Annotated in this window: 22 protein-coding genes and 2 tRNA genes; 7 read left to right on the top strand and 17 right to left on the bottom strand. The window is 71.5% G+C overall.

Features of this window, described 5'->3' with window-relative positions:
- Positions 1-36 precede the first annotated feature (36 nt).
- Positions 37-1,062 carry an MBL fold metallo-hydrolase gene (locus ACH4U8_RS34325; protein ID WP_395782351.1) on the top strand — a complete coding sequence of 342 codons (1,026 nt, stop codon included), beginning with the start codon at positions 37-39 and terminating at the stop codon, positions 1,060-1,062.
- Here the strand turns inward: ACH4U8_RS34325 and ACH4U8_RS34320 are convergent.
- The 4 genes from ACH4U8_RS34320 to ACH4U8_RS34305 form a co-directional block, all read right to left on the bottom strand.
- The gene (locus ACH4U8_RS34320) at positions 1,040-2,014 is read right to left on the bottom strand and encodes a universal stress protein (protein WP_395782350.1); all 975 of its coding nucleotides are present in this window, start codon (positions 2,012-2,014) and stop codon (positions 1,040-1,042) included. The two genes, ACH4U8_RS34325 and ACH4U8_RS34320, sit on opposite strands and share 23 nt — an antisense overlap.
- Positions 2,011-3,504: an amino acid permease gene (locus ACH4U8_RS34315; RefSeq protein WP_395782371.1), complete on the bottom strand. Its 1,494-nt coding sequence runs from the start codon at positions 3,502-3,504 to the stop codon at positions 2,011-2,013. Before ACH4U8_RS34315 ends, ACH4U8_RS34320 begins: the two co-directional genes overlap by 4 nt.
- A gap of 300 nt (positions 3,505-3,804) precedes the next feature.
- Positions 3,805-3,877: transfer RNA gene (locus ACH4U8_RS34310), tRNA-Arg, on the bottom strand.
- 581 nt (positions 3,878-4,458) lie between these two features.
- Positions 4,459-4,547: transfer RNA gene (locus ACH4U8_RS34305), tRNA-Ser, on the bottom strand.
- 144 nt (positions 4,548-4,691) lie between these two features.
- Between ACH4U8_RS34305 and ACH4U8_RS34300 the strand changes: the two genes are divergently transcribed.
- Positions 4,692-7,967 carry a PAS domain-containing protein gene (locus ACH4U8_RS34300; RefSeq protein WP_395782349.1) on the top strand — a complete coding sequence of 1,092 codons (3,276 nt, stop codon included), beginning with the start codon at positions 4,692-4,694 and terminating at the stop codon, positions 7,965-7,967.
- 208 nt (positions 7,968-8,175) lie between these two features.
- On the opposite strand, the gene ACH4U8_RS34295 is transcribed toward ACH4U8_RS34300, so the two are convergent.
- Positions 8,176-8,493, bottom strand: a complete 318-nt coding sequence (locus ACH4U8_RS34295) for a hypothetical protein (RefSeq protein ID WP_360311126.1) — start codon at positions 8,491-8,493, stop codon at positions 8,176-8,178.
- Between the two features lie 338 nt (positions 8,494-8,831).
- On the opposite strand from ACH4U8_RS34295, the gene ACH4U8_RS34290 reads away from it, so the two are divergent.
- Positions 8,832-10,487 carry a long-chain fatty acid--CoA ligase gene (locus ACH4U8_RS34290; RefSeq protein WP_395782348.1) on the top strand — a complete coding sequence of 552 codons (1,656 nt, stop codon included), beginning with the start codon at positions 8,832-8,834 and terminating at the stop codon, positions 10,485-10,487.
- 78 nt (positions 10,488-10,565) lie between these two features.
- Here the strand turns inward: ACH4U8_RS34290 and ACH4U8_RS34285 are convergent, their stop codons facing one another.
- The 6 genes from ACH4U8_RS34285 to ACH4U8_RS34260 form a co-directional block, all read right to left on the bottom strand.
- Positions 10,566-11,372: a DUF1906 domain-containing protein gene (locus ACH4U8_RS34285; RefSeq protein WP_395782347.1), complete on the bottom strand. Its 807-nt coding sequence runs from the start codon at positions 11,370-11,372 to the stop codon at positions 10,566-10,568.
- A gap of 158 nt (positions 11,373-11,530) precedes the next feature.
- Entirely contained in the window at positions 11,531-12,712 is a 1,182-nt protein-coding gene (locus ACH4U8_RS34280; protein ID WP_360311132.1) for a lipid-transfer protein, read from the bottom strand.
- The gene (locus ACH4U8_RS34275) at positions 12,709-13,158 is read right to left on the bottom strand and encodes a MaoC family dehydratase (RefSeq protein WP_360311133.1); all 450 of its coding nucleotides are present in this window, start codon (positions 13,156-13,158) and stop codon (positions 12,709-12,711) included. Before ACH4U8_RS34275 ends, ACH4U8_RS34280 begins: the two co-directional genes overlap by 4 nt.
- On the bottom strand, positions 13,155-14,282 hold the full coding sequence (locus ACH4U8_RS34270; protein ID WP_360311135.1) for an acyl-CoA dehydrogenase family protein: 1,128 nt from the start codon (positions 14,280-14,282) through the stop codon (positions 13,155-13,157). The genes ACH4U8_RS34275 and ACH4U8_RS34270 overlap by 4 nt, the downstream gene beginning before the upstream one ends.
- Complete coding sequence (locus ACH4U8_RS34265; RefSeq protein ID WP_360311137.1) at positions 14,282-15,256, bottom strand: bifunctional MaoC family dehydratase N-terminal/OB-fold nucleic acid binding domain-containing protein; 975 nt, start codon at positions 15,254-15,256, stop codon at positions 14,282-14,284. Before ACH4U8_RS34265 ends, ACH4U8_RS34270 begins: the two co-directional genes overlap by 1 nt.
- A gap of 8 nt (positions 15,257-15,264) precedes the next feature.
- On the bottom strand, positions 15,265-16,446 hold the full coding sequence (locus tag ACH4U8_RS34260) for an acyl-CoA dehydrogenase family protein (protein ID WP_360311139.1): 1,182 nt from the start codon (positions 16,444-16,446) through the stop codon (positions 15,265-15,267).
- A 282-nt stretch (positions 16,447-16,728) separates the two neighbouring features.
- On the opposite strand from ACH4U8_RS34260, the gene ACH4U8_RS34255 reads away from it, so the two are divergent.
- Positions 16,729-17,340, top strand: coding sequence for a DUF4291 domain-containing protein (locus ACH4U8_RS34255; RefSeq protein ID WP_395782346.1), 612 nt, complete (start codon positions 16,729-16,731; stop codon positions 17,338-17,340).
- 12 nt (positions 17,341-17,352) lie between these two features.
- Here ACH4U8_RS34255 and ACH4U8_RS34250 read toward each other — a convergent pair whose 3' ends face one another.
- Positions 17,353-18,135, bottom strand: a complete 783-nt coding sequence (locus tag ACH4U8_RS34250) for an SDR family NAD(P)-dependent oxidoreductase (protein WP_395782345.1) — start codon at positions 18,133-18,135, stop codon at positions 17,353-17,355.
- A 172-nt stretch (positions 18,136-18,307) separates the two neighbouring features.
- On the opposite strand from ACH4U8_RS34250, the gene ACH4U8_RS34245 reads away from it, so the two are divergent.
- On the top strand, positions 18,308-18,853 hold the full coding sequence (locus ACH4U8_RS34245; RefSeq protein WP_395782344.1) for a nuclear transport factor 2 family protein: 546 nt from the start codon (positions 18,308-18,310) through the stop codon (positions 18,851-18,853).
- A 409-nt stretch (positions 18,854-19,262) separates the two neighbouring features.
- Positions 19,263-20,264: a GlxA family transcriptional regulator gene (locus ACH4U8_RS34240; RefSeq protein WP_395782343.1), complete on the top strand. Its 1,002-nt coding sequence runs from the start codon at positions 19,263-19,265 to the stop codon at positions 20,262-20,264.
- A gap of 18 nt (positions 20,265-20,282) precedes the next feature.
- On the opposite strand, the gene ACH4U8_RS34235 is transcribed toward ACH4U8_RS34240, so the two are convergent.
- Entirely contained in the window at positions 20,283-21,185 is a 903-nt protein-coding gene (locus ACH4U8_RS34235) for an MmgE/PrpD family protein (protein WP_395782342.1), read from the bottom strand.
- A gap of 190 nt (positions 21,186-21,375) precedes the next feature.
- The gene (locus tag ACH4U8_RS34230; RefSeq protein WP_360311151.1) at positions 21,376-22,782 is read right to left on the bottom strand and encodes a VWA domain-containing protein; all 1,407 of its coding nucleotides are present in this window, start codon (positions 22,780-22,782) and stop codon (positions 21,376-21,378) included.
- Between the two features lie 137 nt (positions 22,783-22,919).
- Here ACH4U8_RS34230 and ACH4U8_RS34225 point away from each other — a divergent pair, with 137 nt between their 5' ends.
- On the top strand, positions 22,920-23,096 hold the full coding sequence (locus ACH4U8_RS34225) for a hypothetical protein (protein WP_379990324.1): 177 nt from the start codon (positions 22,920-22,922) through the stop codon (positions 23,094-23,096).
- A gap of 314 nt (positions 23,097-23,410) precedes the next feature.
- Here ACH4U8_RS34225 and ACH4U8_RS34220 read toward each other — a convergent pair whose 3' ends face one another.
- From ACH4U8_RS34220 to ACH4U8_RS34210, 3 genes are all read right to left on the bottom strand, one after another.
- The gene (locus tag ACH4U8_RS34220) at positions 23,411-24,109 is read right to left on the bottom strand and encodes a transglycosylase family protein (protein WP_395782341.1); all 699 of its coding nucleotides are present in this window, start codon (positions 24,107-24,109) and stop codon (positions 23,411-23,413) included.
- A 1,042-nt stretch (positions 24,110-25,151) separates the two neighbouring features.
- Positions 25,152-25,808, bottom strand: coding sequence for a response regulator (locus tag ACH4U8_RS34215; protein ID WP_395782340.1), 657 nt, complete (start codon positions 25,806-25,808; stop codon positions 25,152-25,154).
- Positions 25,809-25,813: 5 nt separating this feature from the next.
- Positions 25,814-26,998 carry a sensor histidine kinase gene (locus ACH4U8_RS34210; protein WP_360311159.1) on the bottom strand — a complete coding sequence of 395 codons (1,185 nt, stop codon included), beginning with the start codon at positions 26,996-26,998 and terminating at the stop codon, positions 25,814-25,816.

Here is a 26,998-nt window from a genome sequence, read left to right as displayed (position 1 = left end):
TCCCCGCACTTCCGGGACGGTGCATTCCAAAATCCCGTGCCGACCCGTCGTGGCAGCCCCGGCGCGGTCGGCAAGATGTTGCGCGCGCAAAAGGCCGCGGCCGGGCTGCGTCGGCCGGCCCGCGCGATTCCGCTGGTCACCGCGTCCGCGTTGGACTTCGCCCGGGCGCCGCTGACCGGGCTGCGCGCCTGCTGGCTCGGGCACGCGACGGTGCTGGTGGAGATGGACGGCGTACGGGTGTTGTTCGATCCGGTCTGGAGCACGCGCTGTTCGCCGTCGGCGGCGTTCGGCCCGGCCCGGATGCACCCGGTGCCGGTGCGCTTCGCCGACCTGCCCGATCCGGATGTCGTGGTCGTCTCGCACGACCACTACGACCACCTCGACATGGCCACCATCCGGGCCCTGGGCAGGCGGGACGCGAAGTTCGTGGTGCCGCTGGGCATCGGCGCGCATCTGGAGCGCTGGGGCATCGCCGCGGATCGCATCACCGAGTTGGACTGGCACGAGGCGGGCGAGGTCGCCGGGCTGACCTTCACCGCGACGCCGGCCCGGCACTACTGCAACCGCGGCGCCCGGGTGCTCGGCACCGTGCTGTGGGCGTCCTGGGTGGTAGCCGGGCCCGAGCACCGGGTGTTCCACAGCGGGGACAGCGGCTGGTTCCCGGGCTTCGCGCAGATCGGGCGCGAGCACGGGCCGTTCGATCTGACCATGATTCAGGCCGGGGCGTACGCGGAGGCGTGGCCGGAGGTGCACCTGCACCCGGAGGGCGCGGTGCAGGCACACGCGGAGCTGGGCGGCGGGCTGATGTTGCCGATCCACTGGGGCACCTTCGACCTGGCGCCGCACGCGTGGGAGGAGCCGGCCGAGCGGTCGGTGGCGGCGGCCCGGGCGCTGGGCACCGACCTGGTGATCCCGCGGCCGGGTGCGCTGTTCGAGCCGGCGCTGGTGGACGGCGCGACGGTGGAGCCCTGGTGGCGCGACGTGGCCGCGGAGCCGACCCGATGGGCGGGCGCCGCGGGCACGGAGCGGGCGGCGGCGATCACGGCGGTGCCGGCGGCCTGAGCGGGGGCGGTGTGTGGCCGGCGTCGGGTCGGGAGCCGTCCCAGAGGTCGGCACGGACGCCGCGCGGGAGGACCATGACCGGGGTGCGGGCGTTGCGGACGATCTTGTGCGAGGCGTCGCCGACGAAGACCCGCTTGACCGGGCCGACCGTACCGGACGCGCAGATCAGCAGGTCGTCCGCCCAGGTGACCGCGTCCAGCGCGGTGCGCACGTCGGCGCCCTCGGCGGTCTCGCCGTCGGCCGGCACCGGAATCTCGGTCATCGCCGCCGCGAGGTCCTGCCGGGCCTGCTCGCGTGCGGCGCGCAACACCTGCTGTTCGGCGGCCTGGTGCTGCCTGCCGGAGTACAGCCGCACCGGGCGCAGCACCAACGTGAGCAAGCGCACATCCGCGCGCAGCCGACGGGCGAACTCCACGCCACAGGTGAGCACTCCGCTCGGGTGTGTCTCGCGCTGGTAGGCGATCGTGCAGCGGGCGATGCCGGGCGGCGGATGGTCGGCGAAGCCGCGTGGGGCCAACACGACCGGCACCGGCGAGCCGTGCAGGAGCTGATCGGCGGTACTGCCGACGGCGACCCGCGCGGTGCGGCCGCCCGGGGCCGGGCCGATCACCACGAGTACGGCGCGGTGTCGTTCGGCGATCCGGGCCAGCCCACGACCGCTGCCGCGGTTGTCCTCGATCGCCCGCTCCACCGGCAACTCCGGCGCCCAATCCCGGAGTCGGGCCTGGGCGTCGTCCAGCAACCGGTCGGTCTCCTCGCGCAGGAACGCGCGCCACTCGGCGTCCACCGCGCCGACCCCGGCACCGGGCGACGCGGGCGGACGCACGTGCGCGAGTACGACTTTCGCGCCCAGTTGCCGGGCCAGCAGCATGCCCAGCACCAGCGCGTCCCGGGCCCGCGGTTCCGGTTGGCAGCCCACCACGATTCGCATCCGCGCGTCGTCCCCGCTCATCGGCCCACCTCGACGCCGTCGGCGCCCTCGGCCCGCCAACGCGAGTGGCGGTAGCCGTACAGGAAGTAGATCGCCACGCCGGCCGCCATCCAGACCAGGAAGACCTGCCACGTGGTCCCGGACAGCCGGGCCATCAGGTAGATGCAGAATCCGACGCCCAGCAGCGGGGTGATCGGGAAGAACGGGGAGGTGAAGCCGCGTGGCAGGTCCGGTCGGGTCCGACGGAGCACGATCACCCCGATGTTGACCAGCATGAACGCGAACAGGGTGCCGATGCTGGTGGCTTCGGTGAGTCGGCCGAGCGGGACCAGTGCGGCGAGCAGGGCCACCCACGCGCCGGTGATCAGCGTGTTCGCCACCGGGCTCTGGGTGCGCCGGTTCACCTTGGCGAAGATCGGCGGGATCAGGCCGTCCCGGGACATCGCGAACAGGATCCGGGTCTGTCCGTAGAGCACGGTCAGCACGACGCTGGCGATCGCGATGATCGCGCCGCCGGACAGGATCGTGGAGGCCCAGGAGCCGCCGGTGACGTCGGTGACGATCTTCGCCAGGGTCGCCTCGCTGCCCTCGAACTCCTGCCACGGCATGGCGCCGAGCGCGGCGAGGGCCACCGCGACGTAGACGACCGTGACGATCCCGAGCGAGATCAGGATGGCCAACGGCAGGTCCCGGCGCGGGTTCTTGGCCTCCTCGCCGGCCGTGGAGGCGGCGTCGAAGCCGATGTAGGAGAAGAACACCTGGGACGCGCCGGCGCTGATCCCGGCCACGCCGAGCGGTGCGAACGGCGACAGGTTGTCGTGCTCGAACGCGGTGAACGCGATGGCGCAGAAGAACGCCAGGGTGATCAGCTTGATGAAGACCATGATCGTGTTGGCCACGGCACTCTCCGAGACGCCGCGCACCAGCAGGATCACCGCGAGCAGTACGACGATCACGGCCGGGATGTTGAACGTGCCGCCGTCGCCCGGAGGTTGGCTGATCGCGTCGGGCAGGCTCACCCCGAACGCGGAGTCGAGCAGCTCGTTGACGTACTGCCCCCAGCCGACCGCGACGGCGGAGATCGACACGCCGTACTCCAGCAGCAGACACCACCCGCACACCCACGCCACGCCTTCGCCGAGCGTGGCGTAGGCGTAGGAGTAGGACGAGCCGGACACCGGGATGGTCCCGGCCAGTTCGGCGTAGGACAGGGCCGAGAACAGCGCGGTGACCGCCGCGAGCACGAACGAGATGACCACGGCCGGGCCGGCCTTGGGCACCGCCTCGCCCAGGATCACGAAGATGCCGGTGCCCAGGGTCGCGCCGACGCTGAAGAAGGTCAGTTCGAGCAGCCCCATGGTGCGCCGCAGTGGCGGGCCTTCACCGGTGCCCTCGTCCTCGCCGTCGGAACTCTCCTCGAGGATGGCGTCCACGGGTTTCGTCCGCAGCACTCCCCGAAGCGACCGGGGTACGGCGTGGCTGGCGGGCAATCCGGCCTCCCTGGAGAACAGGTCCTGAGGAGGGACGGGTGCCCCGATGGCGGGCTGTCGAACGGGCCTTCAGCCATTCGGCCGGGCCTGGGCGCGGGCGCCGGGCGCGGTGGCCACATCCGGTGCGCCCGGGCGATCCGCGAGCGGGCCGTGCACCGCCGCGTGGAGTGCGCCGGGCCGGGTCCGGGTCGGCGCGCCGTTCGGCCGATCCTCGGCGAGTCGAACATCGAGCGCTCGCCCGTGATCCGCCGTCGGGTCGAAACGCGAAACAGGTCGGATGCCCTTTCGGGTATCCGACCTGTGTTGGAGCCACAATCCGTGTGCGCTCGGCAGGATTCGAACCTGCAACCTTCTGATCCGTAGTCAGATGCTCTATCCGTTGAGCTACGAGCGCTTGGTCGCTTGGACCGAGGTCAACAATACATGGTCCCCGGCCGGGGGTGAAATCCGTTGTTCGAGGGTGGCCGAAAGTCGGGCAAGCAGTGATCAAGCGCCTTTTACGTGTGGGTGTTCGATGCCGGAACGGGCGGTCGTGGGGCGGCGTTCGAGGGACGGTGTCGATCGGCGGGCGGCCTCGGCGGGGTGGCGGGCGGCGAACGGGCGGAACGGGCCGGCGAACGGGTTCGCCGGCCGGGGTGCTCCGAGCGGGCGCGACCCGAGGGTCGGCGACGCGCGCGAGGATGGGCTCGGCGCGTTCGCTGTGAGCTGAAAGCGCCTTTTCGGACATGTCGGCTCGTGGGGGAATCGCCGGACGCATGTTCGGGGTGCGACGGTCGCTCGGCGGCGGCCGGCCGCGGGTCGACCGAGCGGTCGTGGCCGGCGGACGAGAGGTCGGGGGCGCGGCTTCGGAAAAGAGCCGTATACCGGACATCGCGTCCGGTGTCGTGACCCGGGGTCGTCGTGCGCTCACCGAAACGGCATCGTGACGGGCACGAAACAGCCCGCCTGGTGGGACCAGACGGGCTGTTCGGGAAGCGGAGGCTCCGGGATTTGAACCCGGGATGGGGATGAACCCAAACCGCATTAGCAGTGCGGCGCCATAGACCGGACTAGGCGAAGCCTCCATCGGTGTTTGCCGACGAGGAACAGATTACTAGGCTCGTCAACGTGACTGCAAAAACAATGGGATAGTCGGTCGTGACATGCCCCGGCGGCGACGGGCAAGATGGCCGTCGCGCAGTCCGAGGACCGGAGGAGGTACGCGCTTCGTGAGCAGCAGGCCATCCCGAGGCGCTGCTCGCCTCGCCGCCATACTCGACGCCCTGCCGGATGCTCTCCTGCTGGTGAATCGCAACGGCACCGTCGTCAACGCGAACGCCATGGCACTGGAGGTTCTGGAGGCGCCGGGCACACCCGTGGTCGGGCGCGGTCTCCTGGACCTGTTGCCCTCGTTCGACCATCGACGCATCCCGGGTTCGGTTCGACCCGACGACTCGCGCGACACCCGGACCAAGCCGACCCGGATGTCCGCGCACCGTACCGACGGCGGCGTCTTCCCGGTCGAGGTGACCAGCGCGAACCTGCCCGCCGGATACGACGACGAGTTGCTGATGATCGTCGTGCGCGACCTGACCGGCAAGGTCGACGTCGAGGCCGAACTGGCCCGCCAGCAGCGGCAGACCGAGATGATCCTGCGCGCGGCCTGCGAGGGCATCGTCGGCATCGACGCCGAGGGCAACATCGTGCTCGCCAACCCGGCCGCCGCCCGGATCCTGCGCCATCGCGCGAGCGACCTCGGCGGCAAGAGCGTGCACGAACTGCTCATGCACGCCCGCGCCGACGGCACGCCGCTGCCCGCACAGGAGTGCCCGCCGCTGGTGACCCTGGGCAACGGCCGCCGACAGCGGCTGCGCGACCAGGTGTTGTGGCGCGGCGACGAGGGCTACGTGACGGTGGACATGATCACCGCGCCGATCCTGCTCGGCGGCACCGTGGTCGGCGCCGTGATGACCTTCAGCGACACCGGACGGGAAAAGCTGCTCGCCGAACGGCGCTCCCAGCTCGCCGAGTTGGTCGACGCGGAGATACTGGGCCGACTCGCCGCGGTGCGTGGTCGGCTGAAGAAGGTGGCCGACGGCGCGGTCGGCGAGGTCGGCCACGGGGCCCGACGGATGGTGCGTCAGGTCGCGGGCGAGTTGGAGAGCCTGGAGGAACTCGCGGGCGAAGTGCTCGCGCACCAGGCGGCCGGCGGTACGGACAAGGTCGAGCCGAAGGACGACGCCGACGCGGCGACCGAGCCGGAGCGGGTGCCGACCACGGTGGACGATCTGGTCGATCGGGCCATGGAGACCGTGACCTACCTCGCCCGCGGCGCGGGGGTGGAGTTCGCGGTCAACGCGTCGCCGGTCGGGGTGCGGGTGGACGTGGACGCGATGACCCGGGCCCTGGGGCATCTGCTCGCGGACGTCGTCGCCGCCGGTCCGGAAGGATCCACCGTCGTGGTCGCGGCGGCCCAGCGCGGCAACGTCGCGCGCATCGAGGTGCGCGGCCCGGAGAGTCGGGGCAGCGCCGTTCGGGTCCCGCTCGCCCGCGCCGTGGTCGAGGCGCACGGCGGCACCGTCGAGTCGCACACCATGGCCGGTCGGGGCAGCACGTACGTGGTCGAGTTGCCCGCCGACGCCGAGGCCGCCGAACAGGCCGAGAGTTCCGGCGAGCACCGCGCGGCCAAGGGCCGCCGGGCCCGCCAGACGGGCCGACCGGACCCGGCCGCCGACAAGGGCGGCAAGACCGGCAAGGACGCCGGGAACACGAAGGACGCCAAGGACGCCAAGGCCGAGGACGCGAAATCCGACGCCGACGACGCCGAGGACGCCACGACGTCGACCGACGAGGCCCAGGACACGCCGGCCGAGACGAGCGAGCCGAAGGCGGACGACGCGGCCGCGACCGAGACCGCCGAGAACGAGCCGGAGAGCGAGAACGCCCCCGACCCGAAGGCACGTTCGGGCGCCGCCCGCACGAAGGACGTCGCCCCGCGCCCCACGCCCGGCAGCGGAGTCGAACTCGCCGTGCGCGGACGCGGCGCACAACCGCCGCGCGCCCGCCTGGAGCCGGTCGGTTCCGCCACGCCGCCGGTGCCCGCGCCGCCGCCGCCCGGTTCGGTGGCCGCCGCGCCGCAGGGGCCGTTCGCGTTGCCGCCCGGCACGGTCGCGCCGGTGCCGCTGGTGCCCGCGGGTTCGGGTGCGTCCGAGGGGCAACACGAGCGACCGGACGCCGACGCGTACGACGAGGCCGAGGAGGCCGCCCGCAACAACAGCGGCGCGTTCGAGGCGGTCTATCCGCCGCGCTCGCGTCGCGGTCGGCCCTCGCGCGACGCACACGACGCCGGCGAGTCCGCGGCCGGACCCTCCGGTTCGCACCGCGGCGTCGCCCACCACGGCGGTGCCGAGGTCGAGCGGGTCGAGCCGACGCCGCTGCCGCAACGGCCCGCCGCCCCACCCGCTCCCCAGGCACCCGCGGCCGGTGGGCGGCTCAACGGCACGCACGCCCCACAGGGCGCCCAGGCGCGTCGCCGGTTGTCCACGCCACCGGCGCCGATCCCGGCGCAGGGCCGCACGTCGGACGGTTCGGGGCGCAGCACCAGCGTGCAGGATCGGCCGGGCCGGCCCGCCGCCGCCGACATGCCCACCGAGTTGTTGCCGCCGATCCCGGCCGCGCCGGATCAGCCGATTCCGGTTCAGGGCCGGCGGTCCGGCTTCCCGGGCGGGCCGCCCGGTGACGTCGAGGCGATGTCCGGGGCCGACCTGCCGACCATGGTCACGCCCGCGCCGGACGGCCAACCGCGCCGGCTGCTGGTCTGGCCCGAGCCGGACACCGCGACGGCGGGCGCGCTGACCGCGCGCGGCTGGAGTCCGTTGCTGGTGCGTTCGCGCGAGGAGGTCGACGCGAGCGTCCCGGTGCAGCCGGCCGCGCTGTTCGTGGATCCGCTGACCGGCCCGATCACCCGGACCGCGCTCCAGTCGCTGCGCACCGCCGCGACCGCCGCGCAGATCCCGGTGCTGGTCACGGCCGGCCTGATGCAGGCCACCCGGGACGCGGCGTTCGGTGCCGACCCGGCCGTGCTGTTGCGCTCGCTCGCCCCGGCGGACAGCGCCGGGCACGCCTCGCGCGTACTGCTCGTGGAGGGCAATCCGGACATCGCGTCCGCGTTCACCGCGTCCCTGGAGCGGCGTGGCATGGACGTGGTGCACGCGGCCTCGGAGAGCGAGGCGGTCTCCAAGGCGTCCAGCGTCGAGCCCAACCTCGTGGTGCTGGACCTGATGTTGGTGCGCCGGCGCCGGATGGGCGTGGTCGACTGGCTGCGCAACAACGCGCGCCTGCACTCGACCCCGATCGTCGTCTACACCACGCTGGACCTGGTCGAACACGACCTGCATCGGCTCCAGACCGGCGAGACCGTGTTGTTCCTGGCCGAGCGATCGACCCGCGAGGACGTCCAGCAGCGCATCGTCGACCTGCTCGGCAAGATCGCTTCACCCTCGTAGCCGTCGGGTGACCCGCGCTCCACCCGCGCGTCACCCGAACGGGCGGACCACCCGGGCGCGCCCCGGAGGCCGCCCACCCGACGTCCCGGTCATCCGCACCGACGCCGGGGACCGCTCCGGCAGCGGAAAATCGCACACGTACGCACCCGGACCGCCGGCACCCGGGGCCCGCACGGCACCCGCCGTATCCGCACCGAACCGCACCGCCTCACCATGCCGCCGGCCCCTGGGCGTGCAGCCGACGGCTCATCTCGCCGACGGCCAGCGCCAGTTCGGTGGCCAGATCCATCGCCTGGGGGTGGTCGTGGTGTTCGCGCATCCACCAACACATGACCTGCACGATAGGCCCGGCGGACTCCGGATGTCCGATGATCGCGGTGCGTGCGCACAACGGACGCGGGGGCCCGTCCCGATCGAGTCGGAACCAGTAGCCGTCCCGGAAGCCGAGCACGGGATGGCCGAGCGCGTCCGGTAACACGACGTCGTACGGTCGGTGCGGTTCGGGTCGCACCTCCAACGGGTACATGGGGCGCCCTCCAAGCGGGAGTCGAGGGCTCGCCGGTCCCCCTCCGGAAGCATGAAAAAGCGGGAATTACCGAACGCTCGCGGCGTTATGCCGAAAACGATGTGTCATCCGGAGCAACCGGGACACCGTCGCATTCTTCCGCTCGTCCGGCCCGATCGGCCGATCGCCGCGCCTGGTTCACCCGTACGGGCGCACGGCGGATCGTCGCCGGCGCGTGCGTCGGCGCTCGACACGGGCCCGATTCCGAGAGCCCCGGGGGCTGACAACCACCCGATCGGCGAGAAAGAATCCCTTCACCTCGACCGGTCCCCGTCCGGCGAATGCAGGGAGGCCACACAGTGCTGAGCACGATGCAGGACGTGCCCTTGACGATCGCTCGCATCATGCGCCACGGCACCACGGTGCACGGTGGTTCCGAGGTGGTGACCTGGACCGGTGGTACGCCCCGGCGGGCCACCTACGCCGAGGTCGGGCGCCGGTCCGCGCAACTGGCCCACGCCCTGCGCGAGCTCGGCATCACCGGCGACGAGCGGGTCGCCACGTTCTTGTGGAACAACCAGGAGCACCTGGAGTGCTACCTCGCGATCCCGTCGATGGGTGCGGTGCTGCACACGCTCAACCTGCGCCTGCCGCCGGAGCAGTTGATCTACATCGCCAACCACGCCGAGGACCGGGTCCTGGTGCTGGACGGCTCGCTCGCCGCGCTGGCCGCCCCGCTGCTGACCCACCTCGCGACGGTGGAACACGTCGTGGTCACCGGCGCCGACACCGATCTGGCCCCGCTCGCGGACTGCGGCAAGCAGGTGCACCGCTATGACGACCTGCTCGCCGGCCGGCCGACCGAGTTCGACTGGGCCGAGGACATCGACGAGCGGCAGGGCGCCGCCATGTGTTACACGTCCGGGACCACCGGAAACCCGAAGGGGGTCGTGTACAGCCACCGGTCGACCTACCTGCACAGCATGCAGGTGTGTGCGATGGAGGGCTTCGGCCTGGGCTCGGCGGACCTGTTGTTGCCGGTCGTGCCGATGTTCCACGTCAACGCGTGGGGATTGCCGTACGCGGCGATGTTGTGCGGCGCGTCCATCCTGATGCCCGACCGGTTCCTCCAGGCGGAGCCGCTGGCCACGATGATCGCTGCGGAGAAGCCGACCTTCGCCGCTGCGGTGCCGACCATCTGGACCGGGCTGCTGGACCACCTGGACGTGCACAAGACCGACGTGTCCTCGCTCAAGGAGGTCGTGGTGGGCGGCTCGGCCTGCCCGCCCGGCCTGATGCACGCGTTCGAGGAGCGGCACGGGGTGCGGATCATCCACGCGTGGGGGATGACCGAGACCTCGCCGCTGGGTTCGGTGGCCCGCCCGCCGGCGGGGCTCACCGGCGACGAGGCGTTCCCGTACCGGATCTCGCAGGGTCGGCTGCCCGCCTCGGTGCAGGCCCGGCTGGTCGGCCCGGACGGCGTGGACGTCCCGCTCGACGGCGAGGCGGTCGGCGAACTGCTGGTGCGCGGGCCGTGGATCGCGGGCGCGTACATCGGCGACGAGGGTTCGGTGGACGCCAGTGGCGGCGGCCGGTTCAAGGACGGCTGGTTGTGTACCGGCGACGTCGGCACCATCACCGCCGACGGCTTCCTGCGGCTGACCGACCGGGCCAAGGACGTGATCAAGTCGGGCGGCGAGTGGATCTCGTCGGTCGAGTTGGAGAACACCCTGATGGGTCACGACGACGTGGTCGAGGCGGCCGTGGTGGGCGTGCCTGACGACAAGTGGGGCGAGCGCCCGTTGGCCACCGTCGTGCTGCGCGAGGGCGCCACGACCACGGTCGAGCAGCTTCGCGACTATCTCGCGGGCCGGGTGGCGCGCTGGCAGGTGCCCGAGCGGTGGAGCCTGATCACCGCCGTGCCCAAGACCAGCGTGGGCAAGTTCGACAAGAAGGTGATCCGGCGTCAGTACGCGGAGGGCGCGCTGGAAGTCAGCGAGCTCGACCGGGGCTGAGCCCGGGTACGGACCTCGCCGGTCGGACCGTTTCGGGTCCGGCCGGCGCGGGGCCCGTGCCGGTCCGTCCCGGAGCGGTCACAACACCCCGACCGGTCCGTCGACCGCGTTGCGGTCGATGACGACGCGCTTGCCGCCGTGTGTCTCCGAGACGTTGCCGGTGTACTGGTGCACCCGCCGGCCGCGCCAGTATCCGTCGGGCAGCGCGCCGTCGCCGGTGGTGCCGGCGTGCCCGTCCCAGCGGGCGTACCAGACCGCGTCCGGGATCGGGCGTTTGTCGACCGCCTCGATCAGGTCGGCGATGCCGGAGCTGAGACTGCTGTAGTAGCCGGCGACGTAGCCGCGTTCGCGGACCCGGTCGGACCACGCGGACACGAAGTCCAGCACCGCGGTTCGGCAGCCGGCGTCGGTGTTGTCGTACGCCTCCATGTCGAACCAGATCGCGCTGCCCGGCCGGAAGCCGAGGGTGGCACTGCGGTCCACCGCGTCGTTCGCCTCGGCGACCCCCTGTCGGGCCGCGCGCGCCGGGTCGATCCGGCCGGTCTTGCCGGACTGCGTGCACGGTGCCTGGAGGCCCACCTGGATGGGCAGGAAGTCCCAGCCCTGGGCGTGGACGGCCTTGACCCAGTCGAAGGTCAGCCGGCTGCTCTTGCAGGCCCGGTTGTCGCCCGCGACGTAGATCCCGACCACCCGGTACGGCGATTCCCGCCAGGCGCGCATGGTCTCCACGGTGGGGGTCTCGCACGTGTCGAAGCCCGGCGCGGTCACCCTCCGGGAACGTTCCGGTGGGGCGCCGGCGGCTTCGGCGAGCCCGGCCGGCAACAGGCCGAGCACGGCGGTGAGCAATACGGTCGAGGCGATCCGACGAGTGGTCAGCGGGCGCACGAGAGCTCCTCGCGTGGTGGGAATCGGGCGTCCCACCACGCTGCGCACCACGTACGGCCGTACCGGTGGACCGCACGGGTGACGCGCCGACGCGTCACCCGTGCGGCCCAAACCCTCGGGGGTGTTCGCCCTGTTCGCCCCCGTCGGCACCGCTCCCGCTACTCGACGCCCAGCACCAGCCCCGACGTCGGCACCCCGGTGCCGGCGGTCACCAGCACGTTGTGCACGTTCTCGACCTGGTTGACCGAGCTGCCGCGGATCTGCCGCACGCCCTCGGCGATGCCGTTCATGCCGTGCAGGTACGCCTCGCCCAACTGGCCGCCGTGCGTGTTCGTGGGCAGCTTGCCGCCCAGTTCCAGGCCGCCGTTCGCGACGAACGCCGGCGCCTCGCCGCGCCCGCAGAAGCCGAACTCCTCCAACTGCATCAGCACGAACGGGGTGAAGTGGTCGTAGAGCACCGCGGTCTGGATGTCGTCGGGAGTCAGCCCCGACGTCTGCCAGAGCTGCTTGGCCACCACGCCCATCTCGGCCAGTCCGGTCATCTCGTCCCGGTAGAAGCTGGTCATCTGGTCCTGGAGGCGACCCGCGCCCTGCGCCGCCGCGTTGATGATCGCGGGCTTCTGCTTCAGGTCCTTGGCCCGTTCGGCGCTGACCACCACGATCGCCTGGGCACCGTCGGTCTCCTGGCAGCAGTCGAGCAGCCGCATCGGCTCGACGATCCAGCGCGAGTTCTGGTGGTCCTCCAGCGTGATCGGCTTGCCGTGGAAGTACGCCTTCGGGTTGTTCGCCGCGTGCTTGCGGTCGGCGACCGCGACGTGGCCGAACGCCTCGGTGGTCGCGCCGTACACGTGCAGGTAGCGCTGCGCGAACATGGCCACCCACGAGGCCGGGGTGAGCAGCCCGTGCGGCATGTTCCAGCCCAGGCCCACACCCTCGACGGTGGGATCGCGCTGGAGCACGCCGGAGCCGAATCGACGGCCGGAGCGCTCGTTGAACGCGCGGTAGCAGACCACCACGTCGGCGACCCCGCTGGAGACGGCCATCGCGGCCTGCGCGACGGTGGCGCAGGCCGCGCCGCCGCCGTAGTGGATCCGACTGAAGAAGGTCAGGTCGCCGATCCCGGCCGCGGCGGCGACCGCGATCTCGGGGTTGGTGTCCATCGTGAAGCTGACCAGGCCGTCCACCTCGGACGGTGCGATCCCGGCGTCGTCCAGGGCCGCGCCCACCGCCTCGACGGCCAGGCGCAGTTCGCTGCGACCGGACTCCTTGGAGAACTCGGTCGCGCCGATGCCGGCGATGGCGGTCCTGCCGCGCAGGTTGTCGGCGTGCTTGAGGCTCACGCTTCGGCTCCTTCCGGCAGCTTCACCGTGACCGTGCCGGTGACGTGATTGCCGAGCTTGTTGGCTCCGACGACGGCGATCTCCACGAGGGGGGTGCCGTCCTCGGCGGTGGTCTTCGCGGTCACCGTGCCGGTGAGGGTCATGGTGTCGCCGGGGTAGTTCGGGGCGCCGAGCCGGATCGCGACCTTGCGCAGCTCGGTCTCGGGGCCCGCCCAGCCGGTGATGTAGCGGCTGACCAGACCGTTGCTGGTCAGGATGTTCATGAAGATGTCCGGCGAGCCCTTGTCCGCGGCAAGCTGCGGATCGTGGTGCACGTCCTGGAAGTCGCGGGTCGCCAGCGCGGTCGACACGATCAGCGTGCGGGTCAGCGGGATGGCCAGCGGCGGCAGTTCGTCGCCGACGGACACCTCCGCGTGGGTCCGGCTCACGAGGTCCTCGGTGGTCATCGGCTGCCTCCCTGGGCGGGCGCGTGGGCGAGCAGCTTGCCGAGCGCGGCGAGCTGTTGGATGCCGCTGCCCAGGGTCACGTCGATCTGACGGCCCCACAGGAAGTGGCGGTGGATCGGGTGGTCGATGTCGGAACCGGTGCCGCCGTGCAGGTGCTGGCACGCGTGCACCACGCGCTTGCCCGCCTCGGAGGCGAACCAGCGGGCGACCAGTGCCTGTTCGGTGGCCGCTTCGCCCCGGTCCATCCGCCACGCGGCCTCCAGCGTGGTGACCCGGATGGCCTCGGTGTCCATGTACGCCTCGGCGGCGCGCAACATCACGCCCTGCTTGGTGGACAGCGGCTTGCCGAACTGCTCGCGGGCGTTCACGTGTTCGACCGTGCGGGCCAGCCCGCGCGCGCACACGCCCACCTGCTGCGCGGCCAGCGCGACGCGCGCCCGGTCGACGATCCACCCGGCGATCTCCGGGCCGGCCTCGGCGGTGCCGACCAGTCGGGCGGGCGCGTCGGTCAGCCGCAGGTTGCCCGACGCCCACGGCGCGGTGGTCGGCGCGGCCTCGATCGCCACGCCGTCCGCGTCCACGTCCACGGTGAACACGGCGAGCGCGCCGTCGAGGGAGGCGGTGACCAGGACGCGGTGGGCGACGGTGAGCCAGGCCACCGCGCGCTTGTCGCCGTCCAGACGATGGCCGGTGCCGTCCCGCCGGGCGGTCACCTTCGGTACGGCGGGCAGTCCCGCGCCGACCTCGGCGAGCGCACCGGCCACGATCCGCGAACCGTCCAGGAGGGCGGGCAGGTCGGCCTCGATCAGCTCGTCCGAACCGAAACGCAGCAGCGGCAGCAGCCCGTACACGACCGTGTCGAGCAGCGGGATCTGCGCGGTGAACCGGCCCTGCTGCTCCAGCAGCAGCGCCAGGCCCACCAGGCCCAGCTCGCCGCCGCCGTGCCGCTCCTCGATCAACGCGCCGACCAGACCGGCCTCGGCGACCTTGCCCCACAACTCGGCGTCCAGGTCCGCGTCGGACTGGGCGAGCTTCTTCAGCCGCTCGTCGGTGGACTGGTCGGCGAAGATGCGCTCGGCCAGCGAGGACAGCTCCCGCTGGTCCTCGGTGAGGTTGAAGTCCATCAGTTCTCCCCAACCGCTCGGAACGCGGGCACCGTCAGCTCGGCGTCGTGGGTGACGAATTCCAGCTCCACCGGCATCCCGATGCGGACCTCGTCGTGTGGGACTCCGAGCACGTTGCCGAGCATCCGCACACCCTCCTCCAGCTCGATCAGGCCGACCGCGTACGGCATGTCGAACGCCGGGAACTTCGGGTAGTGCATGGTGACGTGCGAGTAGACGACGCCCTTGCCGGCCGACTCGACGGTCTCCCATTCCAGCGACGCGCACTTGTTGCAGCCGGGTGCGAACGGGAAGCGCGGCGTCGCGCAGTCCACGCACTTCTGGAACAGCAGCTTCCCGTCGGCCACACCGTCCCAGAACGCCTGGTTGTCCTTGTTGACCACCTTGCGCGGGCGCAGCGGCCGCTCGACCGGCGGCGCGGCCGCGGCCTTCTTCTTGTGCGGGGTGTAGCGCAGGATCCGGAAGCGGTGCGTGCCGACCAACTCGCGGCCGGCCTCGCCCTCGACGTAGATGTTGGTCAGCGTGGTGATGAAGTGGCCGGTGCCCAGGCCGGTGGTCTTCTGCTCGGACACGGTCTCGATGAGCTGGTCGTACTGCACCACCTCGCCCAGCCGCAGCGGGCGCACGTACTCCTGCTCGCAGTTGGTGGCCACCACCGAGCCGAAGCCGTTGTCGGTGAAGTGCTTGTACAACTCGCCGGTCGCCGAGTTCGCCGGGGCGCCGCCCTCCAGGCCGCGCATGATCCACACCTGGAGCATGGCCGCGGGCGCGACGATCTCGCCGAAGTGGGTCCGGGCGGCGGCCTCGGGGTCGGTGTACACCGGGTTGGTGTCGCCCATGGCCTCGGCCCAGTGCCGGATCATCGGCCCGTTGACCGGGTCGAGCGCGAGCACGCCGGAGACGTCGTGCACGCCCTCGTACTTCTTGACGACCGCGAGGAAGGCGGCCTTGTCCTGGCTGATGGGGTCGGTCATGTCGTCCTTCACCGCTTCACTCGGGTCATGCCAAGGCGAACCATGGCGACGATCTCCCGCTGGACCTCGCTGACGCCGCCGCCGAAGGTGTTGATCTGCGCGCGGCGGTTCATCGCCTCCAGGAGGCCGTCGCTGAACGCGCCGGGCGACTTCGGTCGCAACGTCGCGTCCGGGCCGACGATCTCCATCAGGTTGCGATACACCTCGATGGCACCTTCGGTGCCGAAGAACTTCACGCCCGACGCGTCACCCGCGTTGAGCGTGTTGTTGCCCACGTCGTGCACGAGCCGCCAACTGAACATCCGGACGGCGGACAGGCGTGCGTAGGTCTCGGCGAACTTGAGCTGGACCCACGGCTGGTCGACCACCTTGACGCCCGGCTCGATCTCGGTCTCGCGGGCCCACTCCAGCACCTCGGCGAAGAAGTCCTCGGCCTGCATGCCCAGCGCGGCGAGGGCGACCCGCTCGTGGTTGAGCTGGTTGGTGAGCAGCTTCCAGCCCGAGTTCTCCTCGAACACCAGGTTGTCGTAGGGCACCCGGATGTTGTCGTAGTACGTGGCCGTCGTGGTCATCCCGCCGACGGTGACGATCGGGGTCCAGGAGAAGCCCGGGTCGGTGGTCGGCACCAGGATCATCGTGATGCCCTTGTGCTTGGGCGCGTCCACGTCGGTCCGGCAGGCGAGCCAGATCCAGTCGGCGCCCTGGGCGGTCGAGGTGAAGATCTTCTGGCCGTTGATCACCCACTCGTCGCCCTCGCGCACCGCGCGGGTGCGCAGCGACGCCAGGTCGGTGCCGGCCGAGGGCTCGCTGTAGCCGATCGCGAAGATGATCTCGCCCGCGAGGATCCTCGGCAGGTAGTAGCTCTTCTGCGCCTCGGTACCGAACTTCATCAGGGTCGGGCCGACGGTGTTCAGGGTGACCATGGAGACCGGCGCGCCGGCGCGGTACGCCTCGTCGAAGAAGATGAACTGCATCTCCGGGCCCTTGCCCTGGCCGCCGTATTCGGTCGGCCACCCGATGCCGAGCCAGCCGTCGGAGCCCAGTTGCCGGCGCACCCGCCGCGTGGTGGGGCCGCCGGCCTCGCCCTCGCGGTCGAGTTCCGCCCGGACGTCGGGGGTGATCAGGCGGGTGAAATAGTCCCGCAGCTCTGCCCGTAGAGCGTCCTGCGCTGGGGTCGGGGCGAGATGCACGTCGCTGCTCCTTCACGTGCGTGGATCGCGTGGTCGCGACGCGGGTCGACGCCCGCCGGGCACGGAAGGGTCGCGGTCGGGTCTGCCCCGCGCTGCACATCGATATGGACCGGGAAACGCATGTCACCCGGCAACATCGAATCTCTCCGACTCGGGATCGCTTGTCAATATCAAGCATTTTTTGGGAGCCGGCTCACGCCCGGTTCACGCCCTCTCCGGCGCCTCCCGCGGGCCGGCGAAAACGGGTGGTCCGGGCCGGGCCGCACCGACACACTGCGGGGCATGGAGACACCGAACCGACAGATCCGCGCCGCGTACACCGACGACACCATCACGGTGTATCAGGCGTACAAGCCGCAGATCGCCGATGCGGCCGTCCGCGATCAGCGGTTTCCGGACACCTGGAGTCGGGAGCGGATGACCTGGGTCAAGCCCAGCTTCACCTGGATGATGTACCGGTGCGGGTGGGCGACCAAGCCTCGGCAGGAGCGGGTCTTGGCGTTGGAGATCAGCCGCGAGGGGTTCGAGGCGGCGCTGGCCGGGGCGTGTCTGAGCCACTACGAGCAGCCGACCTACCCGGACCGGGACGCCTGGGGGCGGCGGTTGCACGCGACCACCGTGCGGATCCAGTGGGACCCCGAACGCGACCTGTCGCTGCGGCCGTTGGCGCATCGCTCGTTGCAGCTCGGGCTGGCCGGGTGGGCGACGCGGGCCTACGCCGAAGAGTGGACCCGCCGGATCACCGACGTGACCGCGCTCGCGCATCGGGTGCACGACCTGGTCCGCGCCGGTGATCCGGCCGGCGCCGAGGCGGTGCCGGTCGAACGCGTCTATCCGCTGCCGGACCCGCTGGTCCCGGTGATCGGCGCCACCGCGTCGTCGCACGGCACCTGAGCGCCGATCGGCTCAGTGCACGGTCAGCCCGCCGTCGATGCTGACGATCTGGCCGGTCATGAAGCTGCCCGCATCCGACGCGAGCAACAGCGCCAGGCCGGTCATCTCCTCCGGCGCGGCGATCCGGTTCAGCGGCGCGGCACCCTTCATCCGGGCCATCATCTCGGGGCCGGTCTTGCGGACCATGTCGGTCTCCACCGCGCCCGGGGCCATCGCGTTGACCCGGATGCCGTGCTCGGCGAGTTCGCCAGCCATCGTGCGGGTGAAGGCGACCAGGCCGGCCTTGCCCGCCGCGTACAGGCCCTTGCCCTCGGCGCGGGTGAACACCGCGGCGCTGACCACGTTGAGCACCGATGCGCGCCCGGAGGCGATCAGGTGCGGCAGCGCGTACTGGACCAGGAACACCGGTCCGCGCAGGTTCACCGCGAACGACTTCTCCCACGCCTGTGGAGTGATCTCGCCCACAGGTTGGGCGAGTTCGTTGGCCGCGTTGTTCACCACGATGTCGATGCCGCCGAAGTGGGCGACGGTCGCCTCGACCAGGGCGGCCAGGGCGTCGAGTTCGCCGCAGTGGGTGGGCACCGCGAGTGCCCGGCCGCCGGCATCGGTGATCTCCTTCGCCACCGCTTCACATGCGTCCGCCTTGCGGCTCGCGATCACCACCGAGGCGCCCGCCGCCGCGTACGCGTGCGCGATCGCCCGGCCGATTCCCCGGCTGCCGCCGGTGACGATCGCCACTCGACCGCTCAGGTCGAACATCGCGTTCGCGTCTCGTACTGCGCCTGCGTCGCTCATTTCGTTGCCACCTCGTCGTCTGGAACACGGTGCGCCGCATCGGGCGAAACCGCCGATCCGTCGCCGCATGGGCCGGTCGGCCGGTGCGACACGTGTAGAGATTTGTATTGCACAGTCAATTACTTCGGTGCAAGGTGTCGGGGCGAGGCAACGACCGGCGGAGGGTGCACACATGACCGGGCTCATCGACGCGCGACGCACGTGGGAACTGGTCGAGAAGCGCCTGGCGGCGGAGGACGATCCGCGTCGGCACGCGATCCTGACCACACTGGTCGCACACATGCGTGCCGAGCACGAGGGCGACCTGGACGCGCTGATGGCCACCGTGTCGCCGCGGGCGGTCTACCACCAGTGGGGAGCGTCGCCGGTCGATCGGGCCCCCAAGTCGCACGCCGAGGTCCGCGAGTTCTATCGTGCCGTGGTCGACAACGACTGCGGCCGACTCGCGCACCACATCGACCGGCTGACGGTGGATCAGGACACGGTGGTGACCGAGGGGTTGCTCCGGATCGCCTATCCGGGCCGGGTACTGGCCGGGATGGGTCGGGTGGTGGCGGACGTCGACGCGTTCTACCTGTACGAGACGCAGATGGCGATCGTGTGGGGCTTCGACGCGGACGCGCTCGTGGTGTGCGAGGACAGTTACTCCACGGGTGACGGGTTCGCCGACATGCGCCGCCTGGACCCGGACGAGGTGCCTGCCCGCAAGGGGGTCTGACGGCGTGTCCCCGAGGTGGTGCGGTCGGCCCGGCCCACGATGGGACACGCCTTGTCCACAGGAATCCCCGGCATCCACCAGAAGTTTCCACAGCCTGTGGATAACTTATGCACACCCGAGGCATCGGGTCGTGGCAGGAATCCATTCATGGTTGGCGTTTCCGCCACTCACGGCGACCCGACGCCGGCGACGAGGATCGAAAGCGAGCCGGCGTACCCCGCATCCCGCCCCGAGGCTCTTCCCGGGAGGTGGGGTACGCCGATCCGCTCGCTCGATCCCATCGGTCACGGGGCCGATGGGCGCGGGCCGCGCCAACGACGGCCCCGACGACAGGGGTCGGTCGGGAACGAGGACGGCCCACTCCCGGGCCGTGCTCGCTCCGGAGTCGGTACGGGCATAGGTTGCCGCCATGCGCCGCGTGGGAATCCTGCTGTTCGACCCGGTCCGGGTGTTCGAATACGCGGTCGCCTTCGAGATCTGGGGCGTCGATCGAACCGGCCGGGGGGTGCCCGCCTTCGAGGTGCGCGTGTGCGGCCCGCGGCGCGCCGATGTGGACCTGGGCGCCGGCGTCGTCTGCGTCCCCGATCACGACCTGGACGGCCTGGACACGTGCGATCTCGTGGTCGTTCCGGGCAACGAACAGCGGACCGAGCCGCGACGCGAGGTGTTCCCCGACGACGTGCTCGAAGCCCTGCGGTCGGCACACCGGCGGGGCGCCACGATCGCGTCGTTGTGCTCGGGCGCCTTCGTCCTGGCGGCGGCGGGCCTGCTGGACGGGCGGCGGGCGACGGCCCATTGGCTGGACACCGAGGACCTGGCCCGCCGGTATCCGAAGGTCACGGTGGACGCCAACGTGCTGTTCGTCGGCGACGGTTCGATCTGGACCTCGGCGGGCTCGGCCGCCGGCATCGACCTGTGCCTGCACCTGGTCCGGCTCGACCACGGCGCCGCCGCCGCGGGCGAGATCGCCCGGACGATGGTGACCGCGCCGTTCCGGTCCGGCGGGCAGGCCCAGTTCATCAGCAACCCGGTGCCGACCTCGCCCACCGACCAGGGCGACAGCCTCGGCCGGCTGCGCGACCTGGTCCTCGACGACCTGCGGCATCCGTGGACCGTCGCCGAACTGGCCGCCCTCGCCGGCATGTCCGAGCGCAGCTTCGCCCGCCACTTCGTCCGCGGCACCGGCACCTCGCCGCTGCGCTGGTTGGCCGGCCAACGGGTCCTGGCCGCGCAGCGCCTCCTGGAGATCGGCGACCTGTCGATCGCGGCCATCGCCCGCGAGTGCGGCTTCGGCTCGCCGCTGACGCTGCGCCAACACTTCACCCGCCATGTCGGCGTCGCGCCCAGGGACTACCGCGCCGCCTTCCGCGGCGGCCGGGGTCGACCGACCGCGAACGGCGGCATCGGGTAGCCGGCCGGCCGCACCCGCTCACGTGCCTGCGGCGATCCGCACCGTCAGGGCGAGGATCGAGTCCAGGGACGGGGCGAAGGCCAGGGCGCGAATCTCGGCGACCAGGGCGCGGGCGTCGCGACGGCTGCCGCCGAGACGTTCACAGATGTCCAGGTCGAATCGGTAGTCGGTTGTCCCGGCGGCGGCGGCGGGGTGCGGCGCGCAGGCCCACTCGACCCCGAGTCCGGCCCGGACCGTCTCCGGCCGCAGCCGCCAGGTACGGAGCAATTCGTCCATCCCGCGCGGCGGCCCGTTCGCCCCGGCGGCGGCCAGCCGCGCGGCGACGATCGCGTTGCCGGCCGCCATCCCGCCGGCCGGCCCGAGGATGCCGCCGGCGCCGATCGGCTCGCCCACGAACCCGCCCGCGATGCCCACCGCGTCCCGGATCCGGGCCCGGTCCAGCGCCATCAGCCGGGCCGCGGCCAACGCGCCGCCGAGCACCCCGACCGAGCGTGAGCCGTCCGACGCGGCCAACCGGCAGGCCAGTTCGTGCCCGGCGATCACCGCGATCAGCACCTCGTCGCCGCGTGCCTTGACCTCCTGGCCGACCGCCAGCGCGACCGGCAGCACCACCGCCATCGCCGCGCCCACGTCCACGTGCTCGGGGTCCGGCCGCGTCGCGCCGATCAACATGCCGTTCGCGAACGCGGCGGCGGGAGCGGCCAATCGGCCTGCGGCGTGCCCGATCAGCTCGGCCTCGGGTGGACCGCCGATCCCCACCGCCACGTGCACCGCCGGGTCCACCAGCCCGACCCGCGCCGCGACGACGCCGTCGGAGATCGCGGTCAGGATCCGCCGACCGGTCGCCCGTCGTACCGCCACCGGAATATGGCGCATTGTCAGCTCTGCGGCCCACTCGGCGAACTCGCCCGATACCGGCATGGAACACCTCCCCGTACCCAGGCTGCACGACGACGTGCGGCAAAGCACGGCGCAATGTCCCATTGTGACCATTCCGACGACATCGCGTCAGCTTCCGGTCACCTCGGGCGCACGAGCCGCGGACGCGGGCGCGGGCCCGCAGGGCGCCGACCCGGAGCGCCGACCCGGGACCCCGCGCTCCCGCGCCGGATCAGCGCACGACACCCGCCGCCCGCGCGGCGGTCAACCACTGCGGGAACTCGGCCAGGATGCGCTCGTACAGCTCGACGTCGGAGATCCGGTCGATGTCGTCGACCTGGAAGAAGCCCGCGTTGTCCACCAGTCGCCCGGGCATCGTGTCGATGCGCTCCAGGATCCCGTAGTTCGACCGACCCAGGCCGACGAACTGCCAGAAGATCGGCAGTCCGGCCGCGTCGGTCAGCAGCCGCTGGATCTGCTTGCTGCGGTTGACCCCGCCGTCCGAGTAGAACAACACCAACACCGGCGCGCCCGGCTCGCGCCGGTAGCGCGCGATGATGTCCTCGATCACCGCGGGCTCGTTGTTTCCGCCGAACACGCCGGAGAGGTGGTCCGGTACACGCTGCCCGCCGTCCGGCAACGGCGGCGACTGCGGCCGGTTGTTGCGGCCGTCGATGTAGACGTTGTCCGCGATCCAGCGCGGCAGTTCGGGGATCCGGACCGGTGCCAGCGGCGCGAACTCGTCGGCGAAGATCCACGCGTCCAGCTCGCCGTCGTCGTCGAGCCGGGCCGCGATCGGCGCCATCCGCTCGACCAGCCGCCCGACCGCGCCGTTCCCGTACAGCTCCCGCATCGAACCCGAGCGGTCCAGCACGATCGCCACCCGGGCGCGCACCTCGCGCAGGCCCTTCTTCTCCAGCGTGATCCGTACCGCCTCCTTGCGCAGCGAGATCCGCGCGCCCACCTCCGGCGGCAGCCCGGCCAGTTGCGGGTCCTCCGAGGGCGCGGGCAACCGCATCGTCGGCTCGTCGCTGTACGGCGGCGGCGCCCACCCGGGCGTCCCGCCCACCGGCGCGACCGGCAGCGTCCCGGCGGGCCGTGCGGCGTCGGCCGCGGCGGGCGTCTCGTCCTCCTCGCCGACGTCCACGCCGTAGTCGCTCGCGAGCCCGGCCAGCCCGGTGTCGTAGCCCTGGCCGATCGCGCGCAACTTCCAAGCGCCCTGGCGCCGATACAACTCGCCGAGCACCATCACCGTCTCGCTGCCCGCCGCCTCGACCGCGAACGTCGCGACGGTGGCGCCCGATCCGTCCAGGACCACCAGCGCCAAACCGCCCACCGCGGCGAAGGTGCCCTCGTGCACCGACGCGGCCAGCACCACCCGATCCACGTCGGCGGGCAGCGCGGCCGGATCCGCCACCACCGCCTCGCCGCCGGCCGTCGGACCGACGTGGCGCACCGCGCCGTCGGCCGCGCTCGGTTGGTTGTAGAACACGAAGTCCTCGTCCGAGCGCACCTTGCCGTGCGATCCGAGCAGCAGCGCCGAGACGTCCGCGATCGGCGCGTCCGCCGCGCGGCGGATCACCAGGGTCAGCGGGCCCGCGGGAACCGGGACATTGGCCCCGGCGATCAGAGTCGTCATGGTCGTCAGTGTGGCCCGAATCGGCCTCCTGCCGCTGGGGTGTGGCCGACCTCCGGGGAACGGACGTGATCGGCATCACGAGTGATGAGCCGGCACATCGTGAATGATCGGCCCCATCCGGTGGGAACCAAGCGGTTATGGGCAACAACGGTCATCATCCGGGCGGACATCGCGCGGACCCCGGCGAGTGGAGCGAGGCCGAGCACGAACGTGCCCGGGTGCTGGTCGAACGCGCGGCGTCGATCGCCCGCCGCCTGGAGTCGCTGTGCGCCGCCGAGGCGGCCCGGACGCAGCGCGGCCCCGGTCGCACCTGACGGTGCCACCGGGGCCGGTCGAGAGGCCCGTGGGACCCCTCGCGACGCCCCGTCCCCTCCACGGCGCGTCGGGGTACTGCCGCCACCGCGGTGACCGAAAGCGCACCACACCGACCGAATCGTAGGAAAAGGTCGGGGGCGACCGCATCTCCCGGTGTTCCCACAGGAGATACGGCCGCCCCCGACCGAACACGCGGGACTCGCCCCGCGCACTGCCTTGTTCCACGCACCACTCACTCGACGCCGTGCACCGCGTCGCGGGCACCACACGGCGTACGCCGAACGCTCAAGGACCGACCCGGCCCCGGGGAGTTCTAGCGCAGGACCAGCTTCTGGCCCGGGAGGATCAGGTCGGGGTTGCTGCCGACCACGCCCTGGTTCTTCGCGTACAGCGCCTGCCAGCCGCCGCCCACGTTGTTCGCCGCGGCGATACCGCTGAGCGTGTCACCGGCCTTGACCACGTATTCGCCCGCGGTCGAGGTGGTCGAGGTGGTCTCCACGACCGGAGCCGCGGCGGGCTTGCTCGCCGGGGCGGCCTTCTTCGGCGTCTCGCTCTTGGGCGCGACGGCGACCTTCTTGGGGGTGCTCGTCTTGCTGGTCGACTCCTTCTTCGGGGTCGACGCCTTCTTCGTGGTGGTGCTGCCGGCGTCCGAGGACGGGCTGCCGCCGCCGCGGGTCAGACCGGCCTTGACCGAACACACCGGCCAGGCACCCGGGCCCTGGGTCCGGAGCACGTTCTCGGCGACCCGGATCTGCTCGGCCTTCGAGGCGTTCTGCGGGCTGCCGGTACCGCCGTTGGCGCGCCACGTGCTCTGCGTGAACTGCAGACCGCCGTAGTAGCCGTTGCCGGTGTTGATGGACCAGTTGCCGCCGCTCTCGCACTGGGCGACCTTGTCCCACGTGGAAGTGGTGGCAGCGCCGGCCGAGGTCGCGGTCGCGAGCCCGACGAGCGGGGTGGCGGCGACGACGCCGACGATGGTCGCGGTGCGCAGGCGGCGCTGGGTACGACCCATGCCGCGGTGCGTGTTGGTGCGACCGAAAGCGTTGCGGAGAGACATACATTCCTCTCGGAATTCCCCTGGGGCGGATGGACCGGCGCGACCCTCGCGGATCACCCCCGCCCGGAACCGAACGGTCACGTCCAAGACGTGATGTCCGATGCCGCAACCCCGCGGCCCTCCCAGACCGCGAGTTCCGCCATGCCGTGCCGGCGGGAACCCAGGAGGTGCGATTTGCACATCGCCAGGACCATAAACAGGTTATCCGGCCCTTATCAACCCGCTCGGGCATTTACGCAGGTCAGGATAGGTATTAGAAATGCCCACCGGGGCCCGTGGGACGGCCTTCCGGGCCGGATTCGCGTTTACCGGGCCGCAAACCAGGGAACGTTTTGCCCCTTTTGACCCACAGCCATACACAATACGCAGTCGACACGTGACGCATTGTCGAATCATCACCGAAGGCGACCGGGCGATCACCCGGCCCGAGGGGTCGAAAGCCGCATTTCGACCGAGCCTTAAATGCCTTTATGTCCGGCTTACGTGCCGGGCGTGAGCGGCATCACAATTCCCTCGATGGTAGTCCGCGGGGGCGCCGGGTATAACCGGCCGGCCATGGCCCGGCGAACCGTCCCCGGCCTGCGTGTATTCACGCTGCGACAGCACTCCGCCACCGGCCGGAAAAGTATGCCGAATGCGATCCGAGCCACCCGGGGAACTGTGACCCGCGCCACTTTCCCCCACGCGTGGGGCTATTCACCCCCCTTTCGAGGGACACCGGCGCGGAACGCGACCGTCCGGAAGCCGGCATGCCGGGAAAGCGCGCCGATATCACGATGCGTGGCTCCGGGAAAGCGGATTCCTTGCGCCGAAAGTCGCGCCCGGCGTACCCCCTATATATAGGAGCGCTCTTCCGGGGTCCGGCGCGCCCCGGTACGGACGAATGCAGACCCGGCGCGGATCGGGGCCCGCGGGGTTCGCCGGGGGTCGCGAGGTCGCCGAATCCGCCGCGGGCCCGCCCGGGGGTGGGCCCGGCCCCGAAGCCGGTGGGACGTGCTCAGTCGCGAATTCCGTCGGCGGCCCGCGGCAGCAGGCCGCTCTCGATCGCGATGACCACCGCGTGCGTGCGGTCGCTGACGTCGAGCTTGGCGAAGACGCGCAGCAGATGTGTCTTCACCGTCGCCTCGGCGATCACCAGCCGCTTGCCGATGTCCGCGTTGGAGAGCCCGTCCGCCACCGCGTCGAGCACCTGCACCTCGCGGGTGGTCAACACCACCGGGGCGGGCCGGCGCATCCGGGCGACCAGCCGCTCGGCCACCCTGGGGGCGAGCACGGTCTGGCCCCGAGCCGCCGAGCGAATGGCGTCGACGAGTTGTTCGCGAGTGGTGTCCTTGAGCAGGTAGCCGATGGCACCGGCCTCCACCGCGCGCTCGATCTCGACGTCGGTGTCGTACGTGGTCAGGATCAACACCCGGGTCCGGCCGTCGAGTCCGACGATCCGAGTGGTGGCGGCCACCCCGTCCAGGACCGGCATCCGCAGGTCGATCAGCGCCACGTCGGGCTCCAGTCGCTCGACCAGTTCGACGGCGGCGAGCCCGTCGCCCGCCTCGCCGACGATCTCGATGGTGGGCTCCGAGGCCAGCAGCGCGACCACCCCGGCGCGCATCACCGAGTGGTCGTCCACCACCACGACGCGCAGCCTGTCCTGTGTCATGTCCTTCACTCCTGACCATCGGTGGGAATCATCGCCAGGATCCGGGTGCCGTCCCCGACCGAGCTGGTGACGGTGAACTCACCGCCGAGTTCGGCCAGTCGCCGCCGCATGCCGTCGAGGCCGAAACCTCGCGCCGCGTCGACCACGAATCCTCGGCCGTCGTCGGTGATCTCCAGTTCGATGCCGTGCGGGTGGGCGGCGAGCAGCACGCCGACCGTCGTGGCACCCGCGTGTTTGCGCACGTTGGCCAACGACTCCTGGGTGCAGCGCAACAGCGCGATCCGGGTCGGTTGGTCGCATTCGACGTCGGGCAGTTCCGCGTCCACGGTGAGCCCGGTGTCCTCCACGAAACGGTCCAGTGTGCGGCGCAGGGCGCCGGCGACCGAGCCCGGGACGACCCCGCTCTGCGGGGCGGAGCCGACCAACACCCGGGCCTCGGCGAGGTTTTCCCGAGCGGTGTGCTCGATCGAGAGCAACTGCCGGCCGGTGGTCGCGGGATCGCTCGTGATGCCCGACCGCGCCGCCTCGGCGAGCACGATGATGGACGCGAAGCCCTGGGCGAGCGTGTCGTGGATCTCCCGGGCCAGCCGCTCCCGCTCCTCCGCGGCCCCCCGGCGCTGATTGGCCTCGGCCAACCGCCGCTGCGCGCTCTCCAGTTCGCCGTCCAGGGCGCGCACCCGCTCGTCGCCCTGCTCGACGAAGCGAAGCACCGACAGCCCCAGCGGGACGCTGATCGCGTAGGCGATCAGCGTCGCCACGGTGTTGCCGGTGAGCAGGTCCGGGCTCCAGCCCTGCGGCGCGACACCACCGGCCACCGTGGCCGCGGCACCCAGGCCGCCGTAGACGATCGCCGACCGGGAGTCCCTGGTCAGGAACCAGAAGTGCGGGATGGTCGCGACGTACACCGACGCGCCGCCGTGGCGCGAATAGGCCATCGCGCCCAGTCCGACGATGAGTACCCACCCGAAGGTGCGCGGTCGCAGCACCGGGTTGTCCGGGAACAGTCGCATGATCAGGTAGGCCAGTGCGACCAGGACCGGCAGTGCCATCGACCAGTACCGGGACGCCCCCGGGTCGTCCCGGCCGGCGACGATCATCGGCATCAGACCCAGCAGCACCCAGAAGAGCAGGTACCACCGGTGCAGGTTCCAGATCCGGAATCGGTCGATGGACTGCGGCCGTTCGGACAT

It is taken from the genome of Embleya sp. NPDC020886 (genome assembly GCF_044333915.1).
In the GTDB taxonomy this organism is placed as follows: Bacteria; Actinomycetota; Actinomycetes; order Streptomycetales; family Streptomycetaceae; genus Embleya.
Note: the sequence above shows the minus strand (reverse complement) of the source record. Positions and strands in the feature narration are given on the sequence as shown.

What these genes read in the sequence shown, in the direction of transcription:
- ACH4U8_RS34320 (WP_395782350.1), bottom strand. Translation starts at nt 2,014, where the DNA reads ATGAGCGGGGACGACGCGCGGATGCGAATCGTGGTGGGCTGCCAACCG.
- ACH4U8_RS34295 (WP_360311126.1), bottom strand. Translation starts at nt 8,493, where the DNA reads ATGTACCCGTTGGAGGTGCGACCCGAACCGCACCGACCGTACGACGTC.
- ACH4U8_RS34275 (WP_360311133.1), bottom strand. Translation starts at nt 13,158, where the DNA reads ATGACCACCGAGGACCTCGTGAGCCGGACCCACGCGGAGGTGTCCGTC.
- ACH4U8_RS34270 (WP_360311135.1), bottom strand. Translation starts at nt 14,282, where the DNA reads ATGGACTTCAACCTCACCGAGGACCAGCGGGAGCTGTCCTCGCTGGCC.
- ACH4U8_RS34265 (WP_360311137.1), bottom strand. Translation starts at nt 15,256, where the DNA reads ATGACCGACCCCATCAGCCAGGACAAGGCCGCCTTCCTCGCGGTCGTC.
- ACH4U8_RS34255 (WP_395782346.1), top strand. Translation starts at nt 16,729, where the DNA reads ATGGAGACACCGAACCGACAGATCCGCGCCGCGTACACCGACGACACC.
- ACH4U8_RS34250 (WP_395782345.1), bottom strand. Translation starts at nt 18,135, where the DNA reads ATGAGCGACGCAGGCGCAGTACGAGACGCGAACGCGATGTTCGACCTG.
- ACH4U8_RS34245 (WP_395782344.1), top strand. Translation starts at nt 18,308, where the DNA reads ATGACCGGGCTCATCGACGCGCGACGCACGTGGGAACTGGTCGAGAAG.
- ACH4U8_RS34240 (WP_395782343.1), top strand. Translation starts at nt 19,263, where the DNA reads ATGCGCCGCGTGGGAATCCTGCTGTTCGACCCGGTCCGGGTGTTCGAA.
- ACH4U8_RS34235 (WP_395782342.1), bottom strand. Translation starts at nt 21,185, where the DNA reads ATGCCGGTATCGGGCGAGTTCGCCGAGTGGGCCGCAGAGCTGACAATG.
- ACH4U8_RS34230 (WP_360311151.1), bottom strand. Translation starts at nt 22,782, where the DNA reads ATGACGACTCTGATCGCCGGGGCCAATGTCCCGGTTCCCGCGGGCCCG.
- ACH4U8_RS34225 (WP_379990324.1), top strand. Translation starts at nt 22,920, where the DNA reads ATGGGCAACAACGGTCATCATCCGGGCGGACATCGCGCGGACCCCGGC.
- ACH4U8_RS34220 (WP_395782341.1), bottom strand. Translation starts at nt 24,109, where the DNA reads ATGGGTCGTACCCAGCGCCGCCTGCGCACCGCGACCATCGTCGGCGTC.
- ACH4U8_RS34215 (WP_395782340.1), bottom strand. Translation starts at nt 25,808, where the DNA reads ATGACACAGGACAGGCTGCGCGTCGTGGTGGTGGACGACCACTCGGTG.
- ACH4U8_RS34210 (WP_360311159.1), bottom strand. Translation starts at nt 26,998, where the DNA reads ATGTCCGAACGGCCGCAGTCCATCGACCGATTCCGGATCTGGAACCTG.